Below are 23,756 nucleotides of genomic sequence, written 5' to 3' on the forward strand. Positions count from 1 at the left end.
ACGCATTGTATAGAACCGCCGCCATGCACATATTGCGCTGCAATTAGAATAAATAGTGGATACCCGTTAACGGACGGACCGATAATGATAGCAACGGAGGTGTGTTCACATGGGAGAACAAAGACAACGGTATAACGAAGAATTCAAAAAGCAAACCGTGAAGTTCATTCAAGAACAGACGAAGACCTTGGGTGACTTAGCGGAAGAGCTTAACATCCCGAAAAGTACGCTGCATCAGTGGATGGGTCAATATCGGTAGCTAAAGAATGAACCGGTGGCGAGTATGGACCGGGTACGGGAACTCGAGGCACAGTTGAAAGAGGCGACCCGTCAGCTCCAGGAGAAAGCACTCAAACTTGCCGATACAGAAGAAGACTGGCGATTGTAAAAAAAGCGGTGCACATCTTCAGCAAACCAAGGAACTAAGATTCCAGTTTATGGAGGACCATCGCTCCGAGTTTCGCTTGGAGAAGATGTGCGACACCCTACACGTTTCAAGGAGCGGTTACTACAAGTGGCGGACGGGAGAAACCAGCACACAGAAACTCCGCAAAGCAGCGATCATGGAGCGAATCCAGTATCATTTTGCCGATCATAAAAAGCGTTATGGAAGTCCGAAGATCACCCGTCTGCTGCACCAAGAGGGCTATACCGTTACCGAACGCACCGTGAGTGTGTACATGCGGCAAATGAAGCTCCGCTCTGTCGTGTCTAAACCCTACCGTGTACAGACTACCGACTCTAAGCATGAACTATCCCAATAAGAGCAGCCTTTCTCATCCTTAAAGGAGGGAAGTGCCGCTCTTATTTTTTATAACACCCCTATTGTAGCCCTGTTATTGCCCCAGTAATATCCTCGTATTGCCACTTTTTACTCTTCCATTGCTTTCATACGTCTCCTATTGCCACAACTATCTTCCTGGGCGTCCAGGCCTTCCCGCAGAGGTCAGTACAGCACCTCAACATGCTCCTTCGCGAGCCGCTTGAGCCAGGCTTCTGACGGTTTGCGGTCCGTGATCAGCACGTCGATTCGGCTAAGCTGAACAAGCTGTGTAAAGGCGGTTTTGTCGAATTTGGTATGGTCGGCGAGCAGCACAACCTTTTCGGCCTGCCGCAGCATGTATTTCTTAAGCTCGCACTCCGGTTCGTTGGAATCGGTGATACCGCGTTCCATATCAATACCCTTGCAGCTGATCACGGCAGTGTCGACATTGTAGCGCTGGATTGTGTCATGGGCGACTGGGCCCACAAGAGAGAGTGAACGATGGCGCAAAGATCCGCCGGAGGAAATAATATTCATACCGGAGCTGGCGAACTCATGCAAAATATTGATGGAGTTTGTAATGACCGTCAGATTGTTTTTGTTGCCCAGCAGCTTGAGGAATTCAAAGGATGTCGAGCTGGGATCGACCATCAACGTGTCACCGTCATTAATCAGCTCAAGCGCCTTAAGCGCGATGTTGCGTTTGATATCAGTATTGATAGCGCCCCGGGTGACAAACGGCAGATCCTCATTGGTATGCCTGTTCAGCATAGCCCCCCCGTATGTGCGGCTTAAAATGCCGTCCTTTTCCAGCTTCTCCAGATCCCTGCGGATCGTTTCTTCCGTTACTTCAAACATGCGGCTTAAATCAGAGACCAGAACTCTTTTATCCTGATGCACCAAATCTATTATTTTTTTGCGTCTTTCAGCTGCGAGCATATAATCACCTTTCCGGAGTTAGAACTATTTTATAAATATAGACCTAACGATCTGTGTTTTGCAATAAACTAAGGAGAAACAACATTAATTCTATTATAACCTTCGTGAAACAGACAATAAACAAATAAAAACAACATAATTATTATTTTAAATGTTGACAACAAAGATCGGGGGCGATACGATGAGGATATCATTATTCCTTTGAAAGCGCATGCCTCTTAGAGGAGCGCCAGAGCCGGTCCGCTGCGAATCTTCAGAGACCAGCCTGAAGTGCCACAGCCGAATGAAACCAAGCTTGCAGAGGAAAGAGTGTTAACTTGTAAACGCTGTATATAAATTGCCTGGGAGGCTGGTCAATCAATGAGTACTCATGTTTATTATGTTCCTTCTATCAACATTATGGGAAAAGGCTGTCTGAAGGAAATCGGCCCGTACATTCAAGAGCTGAATTTGCAGAAAGCGCTTGTGGTCACCGATAAGTTTCTGGTCAAGAGCGGAATCGCCGGCAAGCTGCTGGCTGTTCTGGATGAAGCGGGAATTAATTATGTTGTATATGATGAAGTCAAGCCTAACCCGACCTGTAAAAATGTCCATGACGGCGTTGATTTCCTGAAGCAGCATGAATGCGACTATCTGGTGTCTATCGGCGGTGGTTCGCCGCAGGATACAGCCAAAGCCATTGGCATCGTTGCTACCAATGGCGGACATATCGCAGAGTACGAAGGTGTACACAAGTCACAGCATAAATCGCTGCCTATTATTGCGGTGAACACTACCGCCGGAACTTCAAGCGAAGTGACGATCAACTATGTCATTACGGATGAGGAACGCAAGGTGAAGATGGTTATGGTGGATAAGAACAGCATTGCCACCATCTCGGTGAATGACCCTGAGCTGATGGTCGACAAGCCGGCCGCGCTTACTGCGGCAACAGGAATGGATGCCCTGACTCATGCTATTGAAGCATTAGTGACGCCAGGAGCTTATCCGGTCACCGATGCAACGGCATTAGCTGCGGTGGAGCTTATTTTTGCCAATCTGGCCCGCACGGTGAAAGACGGCCATGATATTGAAGCGCGTGAGCAGATGGTTTACGCAATTTTTCTTGGAGGCTTGGCTTTCAACAATGCCGGACTCGGATATGTGCATGCCATGGCGCATCAGCTTGGCGGAGTATATGATTTGCCGCATGGGGTGTGCAATGCGATGCTGCTGCCATATGTAGAAGAAGAAAACGCCAAATATGTACCGGAGAAATTCAGAAGTATCGCCAAGGCGATCGGCCTGCAGGTGAACGGCAAAAGCGACAAGGAATGCGCCGATTTCGTAATCGAATCAATTAAAGCGCTGTCCAAGGAAGTCGGCATACCGGCCAAATTATCCGAGCTGGGTGTAGATGAGGTTGATCTTGACCTGCTCGCTGAAAATGCGATGAAGGATGCCTGTGCACCAGGAAATCCATTCATTCCTACCAAAGAAGAAGTCATTGCCCTATTCCGCAAAATCCTCTAGAACATCTTTTAATAAGGAGATTCCCTATGAACAATCATATCGCCGTCGATATCGGCGCCTCCAGCGGGCGGCTAGTGCTCGGAACCATCGTGGACGGGAGTCTCACCCTGGAGGAGATTCACCGCTTCAGCAATGGATTCACCGAGCGCAACGATTCCTGCTTCTGGGATGTGGATTACTTACTGGAGCAGATCCTTATCGGGCTGCAAAAAGCAAAAGCCGGAGGCGTGACGAAATGCACCCTAGGGATTGACACTTGGGCTGTAGATTACGTCCTGCTGGATGCTGAGGGAAACCGAATCCAGGAGGTATATGCTTACCGGGACCGCAGGACGGATGGGGTCATGGAAGAGGTGGCGAAGCTCATTTCTCCGGAAGCTGTTTATGCCAAGACGGGGATTCAGCAGTTAACATTTAATACGTTATACCAGCTGTATGTCCATGACCGTGAAGAGCTGGCTAAGGCGGATCAGATTTTGCTGGTGCCCGATTATCTCTACTATAGATTGTGCGGCCGGAAGATCAACGAGGTCACCAATGCTTCGACCACTCAGCTGCTCAATCTCGCAAGCCGTGATTTCGATCCTGAGCTGCTTGCATTGCTTCAGCTTGAAAGAGCGCAGTTCGCCGGGCTGACCGAGCCCGGTGAAGATCTAGGCAGCATCAGTGATTCACTGATGCAGCAGTATGATCTGCCGGAATGCCGGCTCATTTGCGTGGCAACCCATGATACGGCTTCCGCCGTCCTTGGCATCCCGGCGCAAAGCGGGCGTTCGTCAGCATATATCAGCAGCGGCACCTGGTCGCTGCTTGGCGCTCAACTGGATCAGCCGATTAATAACCGGAGTGCAAGAGAAGCCAACTATACCAATGAATGGGGTGCTTATGGCACATACCGGTTCCTCAAAAACATTATGGGACTGTGGCTGATCCAGGAGGTACGCAGGCTGGACGGCAACCGCTACAGCTTCGCTGAGCTGGCTGAACAGGCCGCTGCCGCTGAAGGCTTCCGCAGCCTGATTGGCTGCAATGATCCGCGTTTTTTGAATCCGGACGATATGATAGAAGAAATCCGCCTATTCTGTGCCGAGAGCGGCCAGCCTGTTCCGCAGTCGCCGGGTGAACTGGCACGCTGCATCTTTGACAGTCTGGCGTTGTCCTATCGCAGCTATTTGAAAGAGCTCGAAGCGCTTACTGGCACAGCCATCGAAGTGCTGCAAATCGTCGGCGGTGGAGCAAACAACGAGCTGCTGTGCCAGCTGACCGCAGACGTAATCGGCAAGGAGGTCCTTGCAGGACCCGCTGAAGCTACCGCACTGGGAAATATTGCGGTACAGCTGATCCAGTCGGGCAAGGTCTCGGACATCCACGAGGCCAGAGCACTGATCGGGCAATCGTTTGAGATCAAATCCTATCTACCCCGGCCTATGCCGCAGCTTGGCGGGCTGCTGGTCCGCTGGGAGGAGCTGAATGCAGCGGAAACGGCTGCAGGTGAAAGCGCATAAGCTCCGCTTTCGAAGCGGGTTTTGCCCGAAGTAAACCGATGGAGCAGATGCTCACAAAACTAAATCGTATGCTTCCGGAGCAAGTTTGCTCGAAGAGTATTCCCGGAAGTATCGCTCACAAAACTAAGCCTATGCTTTCGAAGCGAGTTTTGCCCGAAGTAAACCGATGGAGCAGATGCTCACAAAACTTTTAGGAGGATGCACCATGGATCAGAGCATCATGAACAGCTTTAACGAAGCCAAGATACTGTACGCCGCTCATGGCATTAATGTGGATGAAGTACTGGAGAAGCTGGCACAGATCAAGATTTCACTGCACTGCTGGCAGGGAGATGACGTTAGAGGTTTTCTGTTTAAGGATAAGGAGCTTAGCGGCGGGATTGCCGTAACCGGAAGTTATCCCGGCCGCGCCGGCACACCAGAGGAGCTGCGTCAGGATTTGGAGAAGGCCTTATCGCTGATTCCGGGCAAACACAAGGTCAACCTGCATGCGATTTATGCCGACACAGATGAAAAGGTGGATCTGGACGAACTGGAACCGCGCCACTTTGCATCGTGGGTAGACTGGGCCAAGGAGCAGGGGCTTGGACTTGATTTTAATCCGACCTGCTTCTCCCATCCGAATGCGGCAGACGGATTCACTTTGAGCCATGCAGACGAAGCCATCCGCAGCTTCTGGATTAAGCATTGCAAGGCTTCCCGGCGGATCGCCGAACATTTTGGGCGTGAGCTTGGACAACCCTGCGTCACCAACTTTTGGGTGCCTGACGGTTATAAGGATACCCCGGTGGACCGGCTGGCGCCGCGGATACGGCTGAAAGAGTCGCTGGATGAAGTGTTCAGCGAAGAGATTGATCCACAGTATAATATTGATGCCGTGGAGAGCAAGCTGTTCGGCATCGGTTCGGAGAGCTATGTGGTCGGATCGCATGAATTTTATATGGGCTACGGGCTGACCCGGGGCAAAGCGATTTGCCTCGATGCCGGTCACTTCCATCCGACTGAAGTGATTTCGAATAAGCTGTCCTCCATTCTGATGTTCAGCGAGCAGCTGCTGCTGCATGTCAGCAGACCGGTCCGCTGGGACAGTGACCATGTGGTGACCATGGATGATGAACTGCTGGAGATTGCCCGGGAGCTGGTCCGCGGAGATTTGCTGCCGCGCACGAATATTGGTCTGGATTTCTTCGACGGCAGTATCAATCATATTGCGGCATGGGTTATCGGCACACGCAACACGCTCAAAGCCTTGCTGCGTGCGATGCTGGAACCAGTAGCGGAGCTGAAGGCTGTTGAACTGGCCGGTGATTACACTTCCCGGCTCGCACTTGTCGAAGAATTTAAGTCTTATCCATTTGGCGCGGTTTGGGATTATTACTGCGCTTCGCAGAATACACCGGTCCGTGAACAATGGCTGGCTGAGGTCAAGAGCTACGAGCAGGAAGTGCTGGCGGCAAGATAGGCAACGGCTAACCAAGACGTGACTAATTAAGCAGTGTATATAAAGGAGAGAAGACATATGAGTACATCCGTAATGAAGTCCAAAGGATACATTGCCGGCATCGAGGCGCCATTTATTCAGGAAATGTCGGAGATTACCCATCACATGTGGTCGCTCGGCTGGGATGAGCTGAACGGCGGTAACGTCAGCTATTTGCTGGAAGAGGATGAGGTTGCTAAATACATTAACGTACGGGAGCCGCTGCGGACGATTAACCTGACTTTCCCGGTCACTGAGCTGGCCGGCAAATATTTCATCGTCACCGGCTCCGGCAAATATTTCAGGAATGTAATCAAAGACCCGGAAGCCAATCTCGGTGTGCTGCGTGTCACGGACAGCGGCGAGAGTGTAGAAGTGCTCTGGGGTCTGCGCAACAACGCCGTGCCGACGAGCGAGCTGGCTTCCCATTTCATGAGCCATATTGAGCGCCTGAAGGTGGACCCCAACCACCGGATCGTACTGCATACCCACGCTACCAATGTCATTGCCATGACCTTCACGCATGATCTGGATGAGCTGAAATTCACCAAAACCTTATGGGAAATGTGCACCGAATGTCTGGTGGTTTTCCCGGACGGCGTGGGTGTTATTCCTTGGATCGTTCCCGGCAGCAGTGAAATCGGCCGCGCCACAGCCGATAAAATGAAGGAATACCGGGTAGTTATCTGGCCGCAGCATGGCATTTTTGTGACCGGTGGTACGATGGATGCTACCTTTGGTCTGGTGGAAACGATTGAGAAAGCGGCGATTGTCTATAACCTGATCGCTGGCAGAGAAATCAAACAGAAAATTACCGACCGCCAGCTGGCGGATCTGGCGGCGGCTTTCCATGTTACACCCAAAGCCGGCATCCTGGAGTTATAAAATACACTTCATTGCGAAGGGCAACCGGACATGGGCAGATTATCTGCCTTTGTCCGGTTTTTTTCGCAGCAGCGGCTGTCCTGAAGATCTGCTGTCAGGATTTGCAATTGCCTTCAACTAGCGTCATAATATCCTTACTTAAAGTAATTATATTATTAAATGGAGGTAGTATATGAATACCGATAAATTGTTTACACCTTTTCAGGTTGGAACGCTTTCCCTTCAAAACCGGATCGTAATGGCGCCAATGACCCGGGCATATTCACCGAACGGGGTAGCAACCGAAGCAGTTGCCGAGTATTACCGCAAACGCACAGAGGGTGGAGTGGGCCTGATTGTAACCGAAGGCACAGCGATCAACCATCCGTCAGCCGTCAGCCATCCGAATATTCCGAATATTCACGGGGAGGCTGCTTTGGCCGGCTGGGCTAAGGTTGTGGAAGAAGTTCACGCCGCCGGCGGCAAAATCATTCCGCAGCTCTGGCATGTCGGCATGGCCCGCAGCATTGGCGAGCTACCGAATGCCGAAGCGCTGCCGATTGGTCCATCCGGGCTGAATTTGGCCGGCCAGCAGATTACAGAGCCGATGACGCAGCAGGAGATCGACGGTATCATCGCTGCTTTTGCCCAGGCGGCCGTTGACGCCAAACGGATCGGTTTTGACGGTATTGAGCTGCATGGGGCACATGGTTATCTGATCGACCAGTTCTTCTGGGAGAAGACCAATCAGCGCACCGATCAATATGGCGGTGATCTTGAAGCGCGGACTACCTTTGCGGTCGAGGTTATTGATGCCTGCCGCCGTGCGGTTGGACCGGATTTCCCGATTGTGCTGCGCTTCTCGCAATGGAAGAGCGGAGACTACTCTGCCAAGCTTGCCCAAACACCGGAAGAGCTGTCCCGTTTCCTGACACCGCTCAGCAATGCCGGAGTCGATATCTTCCACTGCTCCACACGCCGCTTCTGGCTGCCGGAGTTCGAAGGCTCCGAGCTGAATCTGGCCGGCTGGACGAAGAAAATTACCGGCAAACCAACCATCACGGTAGGTTCTGTAGGTCTCAACAGCGAGTTCACCAGTACGGTGAAGGAGGAAAATGAGGAAGATAACATCGAACGCCTGCTGGAGAAGCTGCAACAAGCGGAATTTGATCTGGTGGCGGTCGGCAGAGCGCTGCTAAGTGATCCGCAGTGGCCGGCCAAAGTGCAAAGCGGCAGAATGGACGAGATCATTCCGTTTACGTTCGAGTCTACAAAGACACTGAACTGAACGGAAGCCGACTAACTTTAGGAGGAAGGCAATCATGAGAGAGAGGGCTTCAACCGCATGGGAGAGTTTTGGATGGAGCATCCAAAACGCGCAAGTGGGAGAAGTCCTCTTTGTGTTTTCTTTTTATTAATTATCAGGAAAAGGGTGGAGAACGATGAATAAGCGAATAGCAATTACCGGTTTTGGCGTGAAGGTTCCTAACGGAGAGAACAACAACGATTTGTTGGATCATCTGATCAGCGGCGAGTATGATTTCACAGCCAGAAATGATATTACACCGAATCAGGAGCCTTTATGGGTTGGTGAAGTTCTTGGGGATTTGGGGACGCTGGAGGATAAGCAGTACCGGGTTCTGCCGAGAATCTCCAAGCTGGCCATTAGTACAAGCGCCGAAGCACTAGTGATGGCTGGACTAGATTTGACGGACCCTGGCAATAAGACGGGGGTGTTCTTTGGGACCACCATGGGCGGTACAACTCCGCTGGAGGATATGGTCCATTACGCATCTGCCGGCAAGTTCAGAGAAATGCCTGTTTACTGCTGCGGGTTGGTGCATTATCACAGTCTGGCTTCCTCCATCTCCAGCTTTTTTCATCTGACAGGAATCTCGAAGACGGTAACGACCGGCTGCACTGCCGGACTTGAAGCGCTGGAGGACGCCATGCTGTATCTGCAAAGTGGAAAGATAAACACGGCAATTGTAGGGGCAGCGGATAGCAGCAACAATAAAGTGACAGTGTACGGGTTCGGAAAAATAAGAGCGCTGCCATTCAATCAGGAAATCTGGAACTCCGGCTCGCCGTTCAACAAAAAAAGCAAAGGCTTCATATTGTCGGAGGGGGCAGCCAGCCTGATTCTGGAAACCGAGGAACATGCGCTTAGCCGCAATGCAACTATTTATGGGTATATAGATGCCGTGTCTACGAATAATGACGCTGAATCGGTGAATGGCCAGGACAAAACCGGAAGGAATATGAAGCAGGCGGTAAATGATGTGCTGGGCAACAAAAGACCTGACTATTTTAACAGCCAGGCCTTGGGCTACGACGCTAATGACAGAATCGAGGATATAGTCTCCAGGGATATCTTTCAGCATGAAGTACCGCTGACCTCGATCAAAGGGCTGATCGGCCATCCGTTCAGTGTCAGCGGCCTGGCGCAGATTATTGCCTCCTTGCTCGGCTTTCAGCATCATTTTATTCCCGGAACCATCCGGACAGATCAACATGGCTATGAGCATCTTCCATTAATCACAAAGACTCTCCAGAAAGCCACATCCGAAGTACTGATTACAAGCCATGGGTACGGAGGCAATAATGCCTGTGTCTATTTAACGAAGCAATGATGATTTAACAATTTACATACTTTTGGTGTGCTGCAGCTGTTCCGCCTTGAGCCGCCATTTCTTCGCTTCATGCTTTTGCTGATTTTGTTCATACAGGTTAGCGATTCGCTCGTAGGCATCGAACTCTTCCGCATTAAATAAAAGTACATATTTTAAAAACGCTATAGCCGCAGTGAACTTGCCTTGAGACGCGAGATAATCTGATTGCTGATGGGCAAGTGTAACCAGTTGAATCTCCATTTTGACTCTCAGGTGCAGGTTCCATTCCTGGTTTAGATTTCTGAATAGGTCAGGCTGGATCTGCGCAAAAACAGAATGAATCAGTGGTTCCTTCAGTTCAGGATTAGTTTCCTCATTAGCCCGGTTAATCTCCGCCAGCAGAGTCAGCACATCGGAGTCCACAGCAGTCTGCAGGGAAATTTGCTGTTTATCGCTGTAGATCAGCTTCGTGACCTCATTGTTCAGCAGCTGCTTCAGATGGGTGAGGCATACCCGAAGCTGACCTCTGGCTTTGACAAGATCCATATCCCGCCATAATTCTTCACAGAGCCGGTCTCTGGTGACGACGGGATTCAGCAGCAAATAAATCAGCAAATCCTTGGCGCTTCTCCTTCCCCAGCCACTAATAATCGGAATATCATCTACGGCAACCGTAAATCTGTTGAGTAAATTGATCTTCAATTGTACGGATGGGGCGTTATCGTCCGGATTATTGTTAACCATGTCCAGTAATTCGGAATGCAAATTTAACAGCAAAGGGTCCAAAGGAGCCCTGTTCATCCACTTACTCTTCAGAAAGACTTCAATCTGTTTAAAGGTTTCCTCCGGCTGATCATAAAAAACCATGTTGGATGCATTGTACAAGGTCATAAACCGGCAATTCGGATTGGCCGATGCAATCAGGCTGGACAGATAGGGAGGATACATCGGGTCCTGTTCCCCAGTCAACATTAATGTCGGATGGGTATGCTGTTTGAACAGATCCATAATCTCGTTATGTGCATACGCAAAGAAATCCAGCAGTTCCAGATAAACGTCAAAGGTGACTTTGGCAAAAGCGCTATACAGCGCTTCCGTTTCAGCGCTATAGCGCGGATAAAGGGTGGCGTTAGGAATCACGTGATCCGCAAGCGCCAGCATGGATTGATAAGTCATCAGCTTTTTGCGGTAATCCTTATATTTATTGGCTGTCCCAGACGAATTGAACAAGGGAAGCGACAAAAGAACAGTGCTTCTTACTCGATCCGGATACGCTTTGGCAAAATAAAGGGCAATAATGCTCCCTGCCCCATGGGCGATGATATGGAAGGATTGAATCTGGAGATCATCCAGCAGCATTCGCAAATTTTCGACAAATAATGCGGCCAGTTTATCAAGGGTAGTCTTAGAGCTTCCGCTCAATCCATGTCCCCGGAGATCATATCTTACAATATGGTAGTTGTCAGTCATATATGGAACCATAAAGTCCCAGCTACTCAGATTAAAGCCCAGACCATGGATAAGTACCAAGGTTTCTGTGCGGTCACTGGTGTTTTTTGCCGTCTCGTATTCATAATGGATGTCGGTGTCATCCCTTGAAATATAAGCCATTGCTGTACCCCTCTACGTTGCGTTATAGAATGATTATATCTGAAAAATATATAATATTTTATCGTAATATGTGGTTTTTTGTAGAAATGTGTAACGTATGTGTAGCGGTGCTTTGTTAAACTTGGAACAAGCAATACTTTTCAGGGGAGATGATGTGCAGCTATGAAGATGTTTTACTGTATTTGCGTCAAGGATTCCAAGTTCGATTTGGTCTATTTACGGATGTATATCCGCAGATAATAGCAGATAATAAATGTACGGAATAATAATTTTAGACGAACCTTCTTACTTATTATGTAGGAGGGTTTATTAGTATGTAGAATTCTAATTGTATCAGGGGATTTAATTTATTCTACCAGATTGTCTTTTAAAATTGTAAAACTTGGATTGCATTTTATCCTTATGCTATAATTTTTTATTAGCAAGAATAAAATTCTAGAGTTTATTTTACAAAGCTTCAATATAAAGGACGTGGAATAATGACAATGGGGAATAACTCACCGGACTTAAAATTCGGCAAGGGTGGTTCGAAAGATTACTCGAAGTATTTTGATTTTTCTGATGCCAAAGTCATCAGTGAAGAAGAAGGCAAAACTACGTATAGAATCAAAGGACGTACCGTACAGATCAATTCCAACCCGGACTACAAAGAGGGCAAGCGCAGGGGCAAGCAGGAAATAGAAGTTATAAACTTTGAAGATACCGATACAAATCAGGCCATGGAGCAGTTCCGGGAGATAAACCGCCACAAACAACATTATTATTTCATCGCCACCTACGGCTGCCAGATGAACGAGCATGATACGGAAACGATGAAAGGTATGCTGGAGCAAATGGGTTATCTCGCTGCCGAAGACCGCAATGAGGCTGATATTATTCTGCTGAATACCTGTGCGATCCGCGAGAATGCCGAAGATAAGGTGTTCGGGGAGCTGGGCCATCTCAAGACGCTGAAGCTAGAGAAACCGGGTCTGCTGCTTGGGGTCTGTGGCTGCATGTCACAGGAGGAAGGCGTGGTTAACCGCATCATGTCCAAATATGGCTTCGTTGACATGATCTTTGGCACGCACAATATTCACCGGCTGCCGCAGCTTGTTAAGGAAGCGGTTTACAGCAAGGAGCTTGTAGTTGAAGTCTGGTCCAAGGAAGGCGACATCATAGAGAACCTGCCGAAGAAACGGGAGGGGATGCGTGCCTGGGTGAATATCATGTACGGCTGTGATAAGTTCTGTACCTACTGCATCGTACCGTTTACGCGGGGCAAGGAGCGCAGCCGCCGTCCGGAGGATGTCATCGCCGAGGTTCGGGAGCTGGCCCGTCAGGGCTTTAAGGAAGTGACTTTGCTGGGGCAGAATGTGAATGCATACGGCAAGGATTTTACGGATTTGGATTATACATTCGGGGACCTCATGGACGATATGCGCAAGATCGACATTCCACGCATCCGCTTCATGACTTCGCATCCCCGCGATTTTGACGATAAATTGATTGAAGTACTGGGAAAAGGCGGCAATCTTGCAGAGCATATTCATCTGCCGGTACAGTCCGGAAGTACTGCCGTTCTGAAGAAAATGAGCCGCAAATACACACGCGAGGCTTACCTGGAGCTTGTCCGCAAGATTAAGGCCAGTGTGCCGGCTGCCGTGCTGACGACAGATATCATCGTGGGGTTCCCCGGTGAAACCGAGGAACAGTTCGAAGAAACACTGTCGCTGGTGCGTGAAGTAGGATATGATATGGCTTATACCTTCATTTATTCACCACGCGAGGGTACGCCTGCAGCTGCGATGGAGGACAATGTACCTGCTGAGGTGAAGAGCGAGCGCCTGCAGCGGCTGAATGACCTCATTAAAGAGCAGAGCCGGATCAGCAATGACCGGATGCTGGGCGAACTGGTCGAGGTGCTGGTGGAAGGGGAGAGCAAGAATAACGCTCAGGTGCTTTCGGGCCGTTCCAGTGCCAACAAACTGGTGCATTTTGAAGGTTCGAAGGATCTCATCGGCAGTTTGGTGCAAGTCAGAATTACCGATACGAAAACATGGTACATTAAAGGGGACTATGTGGCGGAAGCCGCGGCTGTCCTCTAATTATAGAGGAATGGAGCGATGTCAGTGACCCAGGAAGAACCGCGTTTGAACGAATACGGCATGCCGACCTACAATACCCGCGATCTGATCGTGCGCGAGGATATTATGGGCAAAGCCAAGGAGCTCGCTTCACTCATTTCGACCAGCGAAGAGGTGCAGCATTTCCAGCAGGCCGAGCAAAAGATTCTGAATCATGAGCGGGTGCAGGGACTGATCGCCACGATCAAGAAGAAGCAGAAGGAGATTGTGGCCTTTGAGAGCTTCAAGAATAAAGAGATGGTGGCCAAGATTGAGCGTGAAATTGAAGTGCTGCAGGATGAAATTGACGGCATACCGGTCGTGAACGAATTTCAGCAGAGCCAGAGCGATATTAACTATCTGCTGCAGCTCGTTATTTCTGTAATCCGAGACACCGTGTCGGAAAAAATCAATGTGGAAGCCGGCACTGAAGCGCCTCCGTCCACATGCGGCGATTAAATAAGTTTCTGGGGGCGGATGCAGATCCGTCCCTTTGTTCAGGTAGGACATCATAATTAATTGATTTTAGAAGTTCAGGTTTGGTACATTAAAAGATACGAACAGTTAAATTAAAGCTGCAGCAAAGGATGATCTAGAGTGAGCGAGAACGCGGAACAAAACTATAACGCCAAAAAGTACCGTACACCGGACGGAGTTCCGGCCGATATTGTCATGTTTACCTTGACCAAACGGGAACGGAAGACGGTCACGAAGACGCTTCCGCTGCGCGAACTGAAAGTCATGCTGATCCGTCGGAAGAAATGGCCTTGCGAGGGCATGTGGGCCTTGCCGGGTGGCTTCTGCCAGGAAGATGAATCTATATATGATGCAGCCACACGTGAACTGAAGGAAGAAACCGGTGTGGACGGCGGACATTTGGAATACCTTGGTGTCTACAGTACACCGGGCCGGGATCCGCGCGGCTGGATTATCAGCCACGCCTTTTTCGCACTGGTGGAGGAGTGGATGCTGGAGCAGAGACAAGCCTCCGATGACGCGGGTGAGGTAGGGCTGTTTACGCTGCAGGAAGCGCTCGAAGAGCTGGAGCTGGCTTTTGACCACCGTGATATTATTAACGACGCCTATCTGCGGATTCAGCAGCAAATGCTGCAGACGACGATAGCCAGACAGTTTTTACCGCGGCATTTTACGCTGAGCGAGTTGTATCAGGTCATTCAGACCGTAGTGCCGGAATTTAAGGAACCGAACTTTATCCGCAAAATTACGTCAACCCGCAGCAGGCAGGGTATATTAAAGGAAGTAAGCGATGAAGCAGGCAATCCGCTCAGCTCCAACCAATACTCCCAGCGCCCTGCCCAGCTCTATATGTTTACGGACCACGAGCCATTATTATCAATTTATACTTAAAGCAGATACTTACAAGACCAGGCGGATGCTTTCGAAGCAGTTTTGTACGAAGCTATTCAATGGAGTAGATGCTCACAAAACTTAGCGTATGCTTTCGAAGCAGTTTTGTACGAAGCTATTCAATGGAGTAGATGCTCACAAAACTTTTAGGAGGTCACTAGATGAAGGCATTAATCGTGATCGATTTCACCAATGATTTTATTGACGGCAGCCTGCCTGTTGGACAGCCCGGCATAGACATTGCGTCCAGAGTGAACCAGTTGACGGAGCAATTTGTGAAGAGTGGCGATTTCGTGGTGATGGCGGTTGATTTACATGAAGCCAATGATTCCTATCATCCGGAGAGCAGACTGTTTCCACCGCATAATCTGCGCGGCAGCCGGGGGCGTGAGCTGTATGGGGAGCTGCATAACGTATATGAAGCGAACCAGAAAGACATCTATTGGATGGACAAAACCCGTTACAGCGCCTTTAGCGGCACGGAATTGGAGCTGAAACTGCGTGAACGCGGGATTGCCGAGCTGCATCTGATAGGGGTATGTACAGATATTTGTGTGCTGCATACTGCAGTGGATGCATATAACAAAGGTTTTGAAATCATCATACACGAAGATGCTGTAGCGAGCTTCAATGCCGATGGGCATGTCTGGGCGCTGGGTCATTTCCGGGGCAGCCTCGGAGCAAAAGTGGTTACTGCAAAATAGAGAAAACTATAGACCTGCAGATGCAGCAGTGAAGATACTAGGAGATGAGGATATGAGGAGAGAGCTTGCTCTACATACGGACAAATATCAGATTAATATGATGTACGCCCATTGGGTCAACGGGAGCCACAAACGCAAGGCCGTATTCGAAGCCTATTTCCGCAAGCTTCCCTTCGGGAACGGCTTTGCTGTGTTCGCAGGCCTGGAGCGGATCGCTCAGTACATCAGTGAACTGCGTTTCACTGAGGAAGACATCCGTTACTTGTCCGAGCAGGAAGAGAATTATGCACCTGCTTTTCTGGAGGAGCTGCTGCAGTTTCATTTCCAGGGCAGTATCCATTCCATGAAGGAAGGAGCGCTTGTCTTTCCCGATGAGCCGCTGATCCGAGTGGAAGGAACGATCATGGAGGCTCAGCTTGTGGAGACAGCCATCCTGAACTTCATGAACTATCAGACGCTGATCGCCACCAAAGCTTCCCGTATCAAGCAGGTGGCACCGAATGATATTCTGCTGGAGTTTGGCACGCGGCGTGCTCAGGAAGCCGACGCGGCGGTGTGGGGAGCACGTGCGGCTTATATCGGCGGCTTCCATGCCACCTCCAATATGCTGGCCGGTAAAATGTTCGGCATACCCACGAAGGGCACACATGCCCATTCCTGGGTACAGAGCTTCGCCAGCGAACAGGAGGCGTTTGATGCTTATGCCAAGGTGCTGCCGGATGGCGTTACGCTGCTGGTGGATACATTTGACACGCTGCGCAGCGGTGTGCCGCATGCGATTAACACCGCGAAGAAGCTAGAGGCGGAGGGTAAACGCATGAACGGCATCAGGCTCGACAGCGGAGACTTGGCCTATTTGTCACGCCAGGCACGCAAGATGCTCGATGAAGCTGGACTGCAGTATGTGAAGATCGTCGCTTCCAATGATCTTGATGAGAACACGATCATGAACTTGAAGTCGCAGGGAGCTGCCATAGATACCTGGGGTGTGGGAACACAGCTGATTACGGCATCTGATCAGCCTTCCCTAGGCGGAGTGTACAAGCTGGTGGAGATGGAGTCCCCTTCCGGTGAAATGGTACCAACGATCAAAATCTCCTCCAACCCCGAGAAAGTATCTACGCCAGGGAAGAAGGAAGTGTTCCGGATTGTCGGCACCAATGGCAAGGCGCTGGCCGATTATATCAGCTTCCCTGAAGAAACGGGCCCGCGCAGTGGTGCCCGGCTGAAGCTGTTCAATCCGCTGCACCCCTATATGAAGAAGCATGTGGAACGTTACGAGGCGCTGCCGATGCTGGAGCCAATCTACGTCAATGGTTTCCAGGTTTATAAATTACCGGAGCTGGATGAGATCCGCCGCTACCATCAGGAGCAGCTCGACCTGTTCTGGCCTGAGTATCTGCGCATACTTAATCCTGAGGTGTACCGCGTGAATCTCAGCGAGCAGGTGTGGGACCGCAAGCAGCAACTGATTGCAGAGCATATGCAGCAGGATATCGAGTAGAAGAGGCTTTTTAATAGAATGTGATAGACAAGCTGTCCCCTGCAGGCAATCTGCGGATGGGGCAGCTTTTTACCTTCAATTCGGTGTGCAAGACACAATACGGATTGACAGAAAATAACAGAGATTATATATTAAAGATGTTCTTACTTTCATGACGAATTCAGGAAACTGAATTATCTTTTTTGTCATGAAAGTTAAAACGCTTTAACTTTCATTTCTGCTGCCGGAAAGTTTCATTGATCCAATTGAGAGGGGGGAGTTCTGGTTTCGCCGGTTTATTTTCGCAATTGATTCTTATTCTACTATTGAGGAGTGAATCATTTATGAAAAGTCGAGGCAAGCATAAACTTGGCTGGAAAAGCTTCTTGTTACTCTGTCTGGCGCTACTTCTCCTACCGGCTGGTTCGGCATTTGCTGCTGTAAACAAACCTTTCCCTCAGCATACGACTTATACGAGCGGCACAATCAAGCCTAACCATGTCACACAGACAAGTATGGACAACTCTGTAAAAACAAAATGGAATGCCTGGAAAGCGGCTTATCTGAAACCGGCAGGCACAGGCAAATATTACGTTAAATATAATTCGGCTGGCGAAACCGTTTCCGAAGCCCATGGCTACGGTATGCTGTTCACGGTACTTATGGGTGGTTATGACAGCAACGCACAGACTTATTTCGATGGACTGTATAATTATTACACTGCACATCCCAGCTCTCTTAATCCTTACCTGATGTCGTGGAAGCAGAACAGCAGCTTTGAGAATATCGAGGGGGAAGATTCTGCTACGGACGGTGATATGGATATCGCCTACTCGCTCCTGCTCGCAGACAAGCAGTGGGGCAGCAGCGGCACAGTTAACTATCTGCAGGCAGCCAATCATATTATTAATGCAATTATGGACGATGAAATCAATCAGACGCAGTGGACCATCCGTCTCGGCGATTGGGCGAACAGCGGCTCTTACAATACCGCTACCCGGCCATCGGACTTTATGCTGAGTCATTTAAAGGCATTTCAAGCGGCAACCGGGGATACCCGCTGGCAAAATGTTACAGATAAAACCTATACGATCATCAACAGCCTGTATACAGGCTATAGCGCTACCACCGGTTTGCTGCCCGACTTCGTGGTCTATTCCGGAGGGGTCTACAAACCGGCGCCAGCCAATTTCCTTGAGGATGCCAACGACGGGCACTATAATTATAATTCCTGCCGTACCCCATGGCGGATTACAACCGATTACCTGATCTCAGGAGACAACCGGGCCTTATCCCAGCTTAACCAGCTGAGCAGCTGGATCAAGACTAAAGCCAGCAATACGCCGGGCAATATTAAGGATGGCTACAAGCTCAATGGGACCACCTTCGGAAGCTACAACAGCGGTGCTTTTTATGCTCCGTTCGGGGTGAGTGCCATGACCTCTTCGGCTAACCAGAGCTGGCTGAATTCACTTTGGAGCCATACGGCAGGCAGCGCAGCGGAAGATTACTATGAAGACAGCATCAAGCTGTTCTCGATGATTGTGATGTCGGGTAACTGGTGGACTTACTAAACCTTTGAGAATTACAGCAATCCTAGCCCATCTCCGGATGGGCTTTTGCGATTTTCAGACCCGTTTTTTGCTGGGAAGTGTATGCTAACTGTGATATTTATCATGATTAATGTGATAAATTTAACATCTTAATTTTTAATTTTATTGCTAAATTAAGGGTGACCTTGTATCCACAAAAACCTTGGGAAACACGGATTTTTCACACAATTTTCATATATTGTTGCTTGTATGGCAGATTACCTTCTATTAAAGTAACGCCACTCTGTCGCGTATAAAGAAATCATCTAAAATCCATAAATAAATGTGATTCCCAAAGCGTGGAAAATGCAAGATATGTCACTTCGCGACTTGCAAATTCAAGTTACAATCGTTGAAAAAGTCAAAAGGATGTTATTCTACTTGACACTAAGGAAGGGGTTATGTCGGTGGTACAATTACCAAAATTGAACGATCTCGGTTTCTTTGAGATTCGTCTGGAGTCCATTGGAGGGCTGGGAGCGAATCTGGCCGGTAAGATGCTCGCGGAAGCGGGCGTGGTGGGCGCGGGTCTGAACGGCGTCAGTTTTTCGTCTTACGGCTCGGAGAAGAAGGGGTCAGCAGTAAAGGCCCATATCCGTTTCTGTGATTTGGACACACATATCCGCGATACTTCGCCGGTTGAGCGTCCACACGTCGTTGGGGTTTTCCATGAAGCACTGGCCAAAACCGTCAATGTGACCAGCGGCATTTATGAGCACAGTACCGTTCTTGTGAATTCGGCCAAGACGCCGGAGGAGCTGAAAGAGCTGCTCAAGATGAAGGCAGGCACGATCGCGGTGATCGATGCGACAAGCATTGCCCTGAAAGAAAAGAACCGGGTCAATATGGCGATGCTGGGTGCGTTGTTCCGGCTTTGTCCTTTCCTGGATACCGAAACCATGAAGGGCGTAATTGAGAAATCTCTTGGCAAAAAATATCCGCAAGCTGTACAATCGGCGATTACCACCTTTGAACGGGGCTTCAATGAAGTGAAGTTTATGGACTTTGAGCTGCCTGAGGGCGACAGCATGCCGGAATATGTACGTTCCGACATTTCAGCGCTGGGCTATGAGACCCAGCCGATGGGCGGTACCATCATTAACCCGGGCAGCAGCTTCCTCAAGAATCTGAGTATTTCCCGTTCCGGAATGATTCCTGCATATGAGAATGAATCCTGCATCCACTGTGCACAGTGCGATACTGTTTGCCCCGATCAGTGTTTTGTCTGGGAAGAACGGCTCGACCGCAAGGGCCGCTCGCAAATGTTCCTGCTGGGCATTGACTATCAATATTGCAAGGGCTGCCTGAAATGTGTAGGCGCCTGTCCGACCTCTGCGCTGTCCATTCTGCGTGAGAAGGAAGGCTATGCGGACAGTCATACGGTGCATCATCAATTCGATCTTATATCGCAGTCTTAATCTTCTGAAGAAAGGTGGAATGAACAGTGGCTATTGATTATGAAAAAGAAGTAGGTTCCGCCAAGGTGGAACAGAAATTCCTGTATGAATCAGGAAATGAAATGGCGGCATATGCCGCACATCAGATTAATTACCATGTCATGGGTTATTTCCCGATCTCCCCGTCGACGGAGGTTGCCCAGTTCCTTGATACGATGAAAGCTAGCGGACAGCATGATATTATGCTGGTTCCTTCGGATGGCGAGCACAGCTCGGCAGGGATTTGTTATGGTGCTTCTACAGCAGGCGGACGCGTATTCAACGCGACCAGTGCTCAAGGCTATATGTTCATGCTGGAGCAATTGCCTGTACAAGCCGGTACGCGGATGCCTATGGTCATGAACCTGGTCTGCCGCTCCATTTCCGGTCCGCTGAATATTCATGGCGACCATTCGGATTTGTATTTTGCCCTGAACACCGGATGGCCAATCCTGATGTGCCGTGATCCGCAGTCCGTCTACGACATGAACCTGATGGCGCTGAAGCTGGCAGAGCATGCCAAGGTCCGTCTTCCGGTTATGGTTGCTTCTGACGGCTATTTCACCTCCCACCAGAAACGTCGTGTGCAGGCTTTCGCCCACCGCGAGGATGTTCAGAAGTTCGTAGGCGAACAGCCGCCAACCGGTTTTACCGATACGTTGGACCGCAATAATCCGGTTACGGTAGGTCCTTATATGAATGAACCGGATTATATCAACAACCGTTACCAGCAATCGGTAGCGATGTACAATGCCGGTGAAGTGTTCGAGGAAATCGCCCAGGAATTTGCTGAGCTGACCGGACGCCATTACCCTATGATTGAGGAATACCGGATGGAGGATGCGGACGTAGCGGTATTTCTGATGAACTCCGCTTCCGAAATTATCAAGGATGTGGTAGATCAGCTTCGCCTGCAAGGCATCAAAGCCGGTGCGATCTCGCCAAATATGATTCGTCCTTTCCCGCAGAAGCAAATTGCCGAAGCGTTGAAGAATGTTAAAGCGATCACTGTCGGGGACCGCGCTGACTCTGTTGGCGGACACGGCGGCAATATGGTCAACGAAATCAAGGCGGCCCTGTTCACTTACGGCAACACCACTACCAAGGTAATCAGCCGCATTTATGGACTGGGCGGTAAGGATTTCTTCGCTGAAGATGGACATCATTTCTTCCAGCTCGCCATGGACGCTGTGGTCGCGGATCGTGTAGAGGTGCCGTTCGATTATTATGGACATAATCCTGGTGAAGCTGAAAAAGCCCCGAAACGTTTGCTGAAACCGATGAATTTCGAGTCGCTCAAGACCGGCCTGATTACGGTGAAGCAGGATGAAGTGACCGGCAAGCTGAGTGTGAAGGTGCCTCCGGTCCGTAGCCTGATGAAGAAACCTAGACGGTTGTCACCGGGTCATGGCGCTTGTCCGGGCTGCGGTATTTTCTCGGGCCTGGAGCTGTTCTTCAAAGGGATTGAAGGAGATATCGTAGCGCTTTATCATACGGGCTGCGCAATGGTAACCACAACAGGTTATCCGTACTCGTCCCACAAATCGACGTTTATCCATAACCTCTTCCAGAACGGTGCAGCTACGCTGTCCGGTGTGGTGGAAATGTTCTGGGAACGCAAACGCCGCGGTGAGCTGGATGGACTGGGCCTGCAAGAGGACTTTACCTTTGTCATGGTTACCGGCGATGGCGGGATGGATATCGGTATGGGACCGGCCATTGGTGCAGCGCTGCGCGGCCACAAGATGATCATCGTGGAGTACGATAACGAAGGTTATATGAATACAGGCGCACAGCAATCGTATTCTACACCGCTCGGACACCGTACTTCGACATCCAGCATCGGGAAAACCCAGCAGGGCAAAGTAACACAGCATAAAGACACCGCGCAAATTATGGCGGCTACGAACATTCCTTATGTGTTCACCGGCTGTGAGGCTTACCCGCAGGATCTGCTGAAGAAAGCGGCCAAAGCACAATGGTATGCTCAGAATGAAGGTCTGGTCTATGGCAAGATTCTGATTGCCTGCCCGCTGAACTGGATGTCTGAAGACAAGGATGGAACCGACATCGTATCCCTGGCTGTCGAGTCTTGTTTCTTCCCGCTCTATGAAGTAGAGCAAGGATCGACGAACATTACGTATAATCCGGAAGACAAGAATAAACGGGTGGAGGTCTCCGCATGGCTGAAGACGATGGGCAAAACCCGCCATCTGCTGAAGCCTGAGAACGAGCCTGCGCTACGCAGCTTTGAGAACGAAGTACAACGCCGCTGGAACCGTCTGAAAGCGAAACATGAGCATCCAGACTTGTAAGATCAAAGTCAACCTGTAAGCCATTATATATATTATTTTTCACTATTTAAAAGAATATAAGCACAAAGCCCGGCGGATTCTTCTGCCGGGTTTATTTGCACAGAATCAAGCTTACACTTGGCAATAATGCTTCTCCATAGTTCGGATCAGGCAGAGCTGTTGATAGAAAATTCATTAGCGTTCCCGCATAAATCAGGTATTATTTTGCCTCCACACCGTGTTTAACTTAAGCGGACAGCATTTATAAGCTTCATCCCGACGCAATGTTAGGTTATATTGTTGTTATGGTAATTTGTGCCTAGCTAAGTTAATGGCTGATGTGAAAACGGAATGTGGAGGTGCCTAAATGGTAAAGACGAACAACTGGCAGGACGGGATATGGACCAATGAACCGAAGAGCTGTACCGTACAGGGAGATCAATTGATTGTCGAAGCAGTAGAGGGCAGCGATTATTGGCAAAAAACGATGTATGAATTTCAGCATGACAACGGGCATGCACTGCTGGCTCCATGGAAGGAGGGAGAAGCTGTTGAGATCAGCTTTTCATTGCAGGACATCACGGAACTATATGATCAGGCGGGAATTATGCTGTGGCATAGCCCTACAGTCTGGATTAAAGCAGGCATAGAGATGAATGATGGCGTGCCTCATGCCGGTGCGGTTGTAACTGACGGATACTCCGACTGGTCGTTGTCTCCCGTGGCAGAATGGGCCGGAGAGACCGTAACTTTCCGCGCTTCGCGCATGAAGGATGCAGTCATCATCAGAGCCAGAACGCAGTCGCATCCCTGGCGGACCCTGCGGGTCGCCCGTTTTCCTTATGAGTCCGGTGTACAGGCGGGTCCTCATGTCTGTGCTCCTACAAGAGCGGGATTAAAGGTTGTCTTCACACGCTGGATAACCACGGATCCCGATAAAGACGTACATACGGATCCCCCGCTACTCTAATCCTGCTGTATATATTTTGAACCCCCAGCCATCCTATAGTTAACAGGATCTAAGAATACTTGGCTTAGGGGGTATCGGATATGAAGCGCTATATTGCTGGTTGGCTTGCTGCCGTTTGGACTGTAGGAACTATGCTGACAGGCTCTTACCAGCCTTCACAACATGATGCAGATCAATTATTCACCATCCGGGCAGAGCTAAGAGGCAATATTCCGGACGTATATGGAGCGGTCGCACCAGGAGAAACGTCTGTGACAGAATCAGAAACGGGCAACAAAGCCGGGATTCCAATTGTGTACACCTCGATGGATAAAGAGAGGGGCAAATATTCTAAAAAGGTAAAAGCGTTCTTTAACGGACTTTGGGGACATATGGGTGCCCATTGAATGGTGGTAAAATGCAAAGAACCAGCAAACTGAGGGAGATCCCGCAACGGATAGAAACAGGCCAGCCCGATTCCCGGCTGGCCTGTTTCTATCTGTATTTCTTGTGGTATAAGGTGAGCTAAATCTTATCCA

20 protein-coding genes are annotated in these 23,756 nt (G+C 49.6%); 18 read left to right on the forward strand and 2 right to left on the reverse strand.

Features of this window, described 5'->3' with window-relative positions; all coding sequences use genetic code 11:
- Window positions 1-109: 109 nt before the first annotated feature.
- Both AC3WT9_RS01990 and AC3WT9_RS01995 read left to right on the forward strand, forming a co-directional pair.
- The gene (locus tag AC3WT9_RS01990) at window positions 110-259 is read left to right on the forward strand and encodes a transposase (protein WP_341378886.1); all 150 of its coding nucleotides are present in this window, start codon (window positions 110-112) and stop codon (window positions 257-259) included.
- A 97-nt stretch (window positions 260-356) separates the two neighbouring features.
- Window positions 357-764 carry an IS3 family transposase gene (locus tag AC3WT9_RS01995; protein ID WP_341378885.1) on the forward strand — a complete coding sequence of 136 codons (408 nt, stop codon included), beginning with the start codon at window positions 357-359 and terminating at the stop codon, window positions 762-764.
- 182 nt (window positions 765-946) lie between these two features.
- Here AC3WT9_RS01995 and AC3WT9_RS02000 read toward each other — a convergent pair whose 3' ends face one another.
- On the reverse strand, window positions 947-1,702 hold the full coding sequence (locus AC3WT9_RS02000; protein WP_341093881.1) for a DeoR/GlpR family DNA-binding transcription regulator: 756 nt from the start codon (window positions 1,700-1,702) through the stop codon (window positions 947-949).
- A 360-nt stretch (window positions 1,703-2,062) separates the two neighbouring features.
- Here AC3WT9_RS02000 and AC3WT9_RS02005 point away from each other — a divergent pair, with 360 nt between their 5' ends.
- The 6 genes from AC3WT9_RS02005 (at window position 2,063) to AC3WT9_RS02030 (ending at window position 9,696) form a co-directional block, all read left to right on the forward strand.
- Entirely contained in the window at window positions 2,063-3,214 is a 1,152-nt protein-coding gene (locus tag AC3WT9_RS02005; RefSeq protein WP_076109447.1) for an iron-containing alcohol dehydrogenase, read from the forward strand.
- Window positions 3,215-3,240: 26 nt separating this feature from the next.
- The gene (rhaB, locus tag AC3WT9_RS02010; protein WP_341378884.1) at window positions 3,241-4,719 is read left to right on the forward strand and encodes a rhamnulokinase; all 1,479 of its coding nucleotides are present in this window, start codon (window positions 3,241-3,243) and stop codon (window positions 4,717-4,719) included.
- A gap of 205 nt (window positions 4,720-4,924) precedes the next feature.
- Window positions 4,925-6,181 (forward strand): L-rhamnose isomerase, encoded by a 1,257-nt coding sequence (rhaA, locus tag AC3WT9_RS02015; protein ID WP_341378883.1) that lies wholly within the window; start codon window positions 4,925-4,927, stop codon window positions 6,179-6,181.
- 57 nt (window positions 6,182-6,238) lie between these two features.
- Window positions 6,239-7,084, forward strand: a complete 846-nt coding sequence (rhaD, locus tag AC3WT9_RS02020; RefSeq protein WP_341378882.1) for a rhamnulose-1-phosphate aldolase — start codon at window positions 6,239-6,241, stop codon at window positions 7,082-7,084.
- A 172-nt stretch (window positions 7,085-7,256) separates the two neighbouring features.
- Window positions 7,257-8,351, forward strand: coding sequence for an NADH:flavin oxidoreductase (locus AC3WT9_RS02025; RefSeq protein WP_341378881.1), 1,095 nt, complete (start codon window positions 7,257-7,259; stop codon window positions 8,349-8,351).
- A 154-nt stretch (window positions 8,352-8,505) separates the two neighbouring features.
- Window positions 8,506-9,696, forward strand: coding sequence for a beta-ketoacyl-[acyl-carrier-protein] synthase family protein (locus AC3WT9_RS02030; RefSeq protein ID WP_341378880.1), 1,191 nt, complete (start codon window positions 8,506-8,508; stop codon window positions 9,694-9,696).
- Between the two features lie 12 nt (window positions 9,697-9,708).
- Here AC3WT9_RS02030 and AC3WT9_RS02035 read toward each other — a convergent pair whose 3' ends face one another.
- Window positions 9,709-11,286: an alpha/beta hydrolase gene (locus AC3WT9_RS02035; RefSeq protein WP_341378878.1), complete on the reverse strand. Its 1,578-nt coding sequence runs from the start codon at window positions 11,284-11,286 to the stop codon at window positions 9,709-9,711.
- 479 nt (window positions 11,287-11,765) lie between these two features.
- Here AC3WT9_RS02035 and miaB point away from each other — a divergent pair, with 479 nt between their 5' ends.
- The 10 genes from miaB to AC3WT9_RS02085 all read left to right on the forward strand — a co-directional run bounded on the left by miaB (window position 11,766) and on the right by AC3WT9_RS02085 (window position 23,624).
- Window positions 11,766-13,373, forward strand: coding sequence for a tRNA (N6-isopentenyl adenosine(37)-C2)-methylthiotransferase MiaB (gene miaB, locus AC3WT9_RS02040; protein ID WP_341378877.1), 1,608 nt, complete (start codon window positions 11,766-11,768; stop codon window positions 13,371-13,373).
- 18 nt (window positions 13,374-13,391) lie between these two features.
- Window positions 13,392-13,850: a YlbF/YmcA family competence regulator gene (locus tag AC3WT9_RS02045; RefSeq protein ID WP_341093872.1), complete on the forward strand. Its 459-nt coding sequence runs from the start codon at window positions 13,392-13,394 to the stop codon at window positions 13,848-13,850.
- A 138-nt stretch (window positions 13,851-13,988) separates the two neighbouring features.
- Entirely contained in the window at window positions 13,989-14,759 is a 771-nt protein-coding gene (locus tag AC3WT9_RS02050; protein ID WP_038593164.1) for an NUDIX domain-containing protein, read from the forward strand.
- Window positions 14,760-14,920: 161 nt separating this feature from the next.
- Entirely contained in the window at window positions 14,921-15,463 is a 543-nt protein-coding gene (locus AC3WT9_RS02055; protein WP_341093871.1) for a cysteine hydrolase family protein, read from the forward strand.
- 52 nt (window positions 15,464-15,515) lie between these two features.
- Window positions 15,516-16,967 (forward strand): nicotinate phosphoribosyltransferase, encoded by a 1,452-nt coding sequence (locus AC3WT9_RS02060; protein WP_341093870.1) that lies wholly within the window; start codon window positions 15,516-15,518, stop codon window positions 16,965-16,967.
- 323 nt (window positions 16,968-17,290) lie between these two features.
- Window positions 17,291-18,520 carry a family 8 glycosyl hydrolase gene (locus AC3WT9_RS02065; RefSeq protein WP_341378876.1) on the forward strand — a complete coding sequence of 410 codons (1,230 nt, stop codon included), beginning with the start codon at window positions 17,291-17,293 and terminating at the stop codon, window positions 18,518-18,520.
- 425 nt (window positions 18,521-18,945) lie between these two features.
- Window positions 18,946-19,956 carry a 2-oxoacid:acceptor oxidoreductase family protein gene (locus tag AC3WT9_RS02070; protein ID WP_341093867.1) on the forward strand — a complete coding sequence of 337 codons (1,011 nt, stop codon included), beginning with the start codon at window positions 18,946-18,948 and terminating at the stop codon, window positions 19,954-19,956.
- 26 nt (window positions 19,957-19,982) lie between these two features.
- Window positions 19,983-22,289 (forward strand): thiamine pyrophosphate-dependent enzyme, encoded by a 2,307-nt coding sequence (locus AC3WT9_RS02075; protein WP_341378875.1) that lies wholly within the window; start codon window positions 19,983-19,985, stop codon window positions 22,287-22,289.
- Between the two features lie 346 nt (window positions 22,290-22,635).
- The gene (locus tag AC3WT9_RS02080) at window positions 22,636-23,238 is read left to right on the forward strand and encodes a DUF1349 domain-containing protein (protein WP_341093863.1); all 603 of its coding nucleotides are present in this window, start codon (window positions 22,636-22,638) and stop codon (window positions 23,236-23,238) included.
- Window positions 23,239-23,318: 80 nt separating this feature from the next.
- On the forward strand, window positions 23,319-23,624 hold the full coding sequence (locus AC3WT9_RS02085; protein ID WP_341093860.1) for a hypothetical protein: 306 nt from the start codon (window positions 23,319-23,321) through the stop codon (window positions 23,622-23,624).
- The last annotated feature ends 132 nt before the right edge of the window (window positions 23,625-23,756 follow it).

This window comes from Paenibacillus sp. EB106-06-01-XG199, from assembly GCF_058791575.1.

What these genes read in the sequence shown, in the direction of transcription:
- AC3WT9_RS02005 (WP_076109447.1), top strand. Translation starts at nt 2,063, where the DNA reads ATGAGTACTCATGTTTATTATGTTCCTTCTATCAACATTATGGGAAAA.
- AC3WT9_RS02045 (WP_341093872.1), top strand. Translation starts at nt 13,392, where the DNA reads ATGTCAGTGACCCAGGAAGAACCGCGTTTGAACGAATACGGCATGCCG.
- AC3WT9_RS02055 (WP_341093871.1), top strand. Translation starts at nt 14,921, where the DNA reads ATGAAGGCATTAATCGTGATCGATTTCACCAATGATTTTATTGACGGC.
- AC3WT9_RS02025 (WP_341378881.1), top strand. Translation starts at nt 7,257, where the DNA reads ATGAATACCGATAAATTGTTTACACCTTTTCAGGTTGGAACGCTTTCC.
- rhaA (WP_341378883.1), top strand. Translation starts at nt 4,925, where the DNA reads ATGGATCAGAGCATCATGAACAGCTTTAACGAAGCCAAGATACTGTAC.
- AC3WT9_RS02035 (WP_341378878.1), bottom strand. Translation starts at nt 11,286, where the DNA reads ATGGCTTATATTTCAAGGGATGACACCGACATCCATTATGAATACGAG.
- AC3WT9_RS02085 (WP_341093860.1), top strand. Translation starts at nt 23,319, where the DNA reads ATGAAGCGCTATATTGCTGGTTGGCTTGCTGCCGTTTGGACTGTAGGA.
- miaB (WP_341378877.1), top strand. Translation starts at nt 11,766, where the DNA reads ATGACAATGGGGAATAACTCACCGGACTTAAAATTCGGCAAGGGTGGT.
- rhaB (WP_341378884.1), top strand. Translation starts at nt 3,241, where the DNA reads ATGAACAATCATATCGCCGTCGATATCGGCGCCTCCAGCGGGCGGCTA.
- AC3WT9_RS02080 (WP_341093863.1), top strand. Translation starts at nt 22,636, where the DNA reads ATGGTAAAGACGAACAACTGGCAGGACGGGATATGGACCAATGAACCG.
- AC3WT9_RS02060 (WP_341093870.1), top strand. Translation starts at nt 15,516, where the DNA reads ATGAGGAGAGAGCTTGCTCTACATACGGACAAATATCAGATTAATATG.
- AC3WT9_RS02000 (WP_341093881.1), bottom strand. Translation starts at nt 1,702, where the DNA reads ATGCTCGCAGCTGAAAGACGCAAAAAAATAATAGATTTGGTGCATCAG.
- AC3WT9_RS01990 (WP_341378886.1), top strand. Translation starts at nt 110, where the DNA reads ATGGGAGAACAAAGACAACGGTATAACGAAGAATTCAAAAAGCAAACC.
- AC3WT9_RS02030 (WP_341378880.1), top strand. Translation starts at nt 8,506, where the DNA reads ATGAATAAGCGAATAGCAATTACCGGTTTTGGCGTGAAGGTTCCTAAC.
- rhaD (WP_341378882.1), top strand. Translation starts at nt 6,239, where the DNA reads ATGAGTACATCCGTAATGAAGTCCAAAGGATACATTGCCGGCATCGAG.
- AC3WT9_RS02065 (WP_341378876.1), top strand. Translation starts at nt 17,291, where the DNA reads ATGAAAAGTCGAGGCAAGCATAAACTTGGCTGGAAAAGCTTCTTGTTA.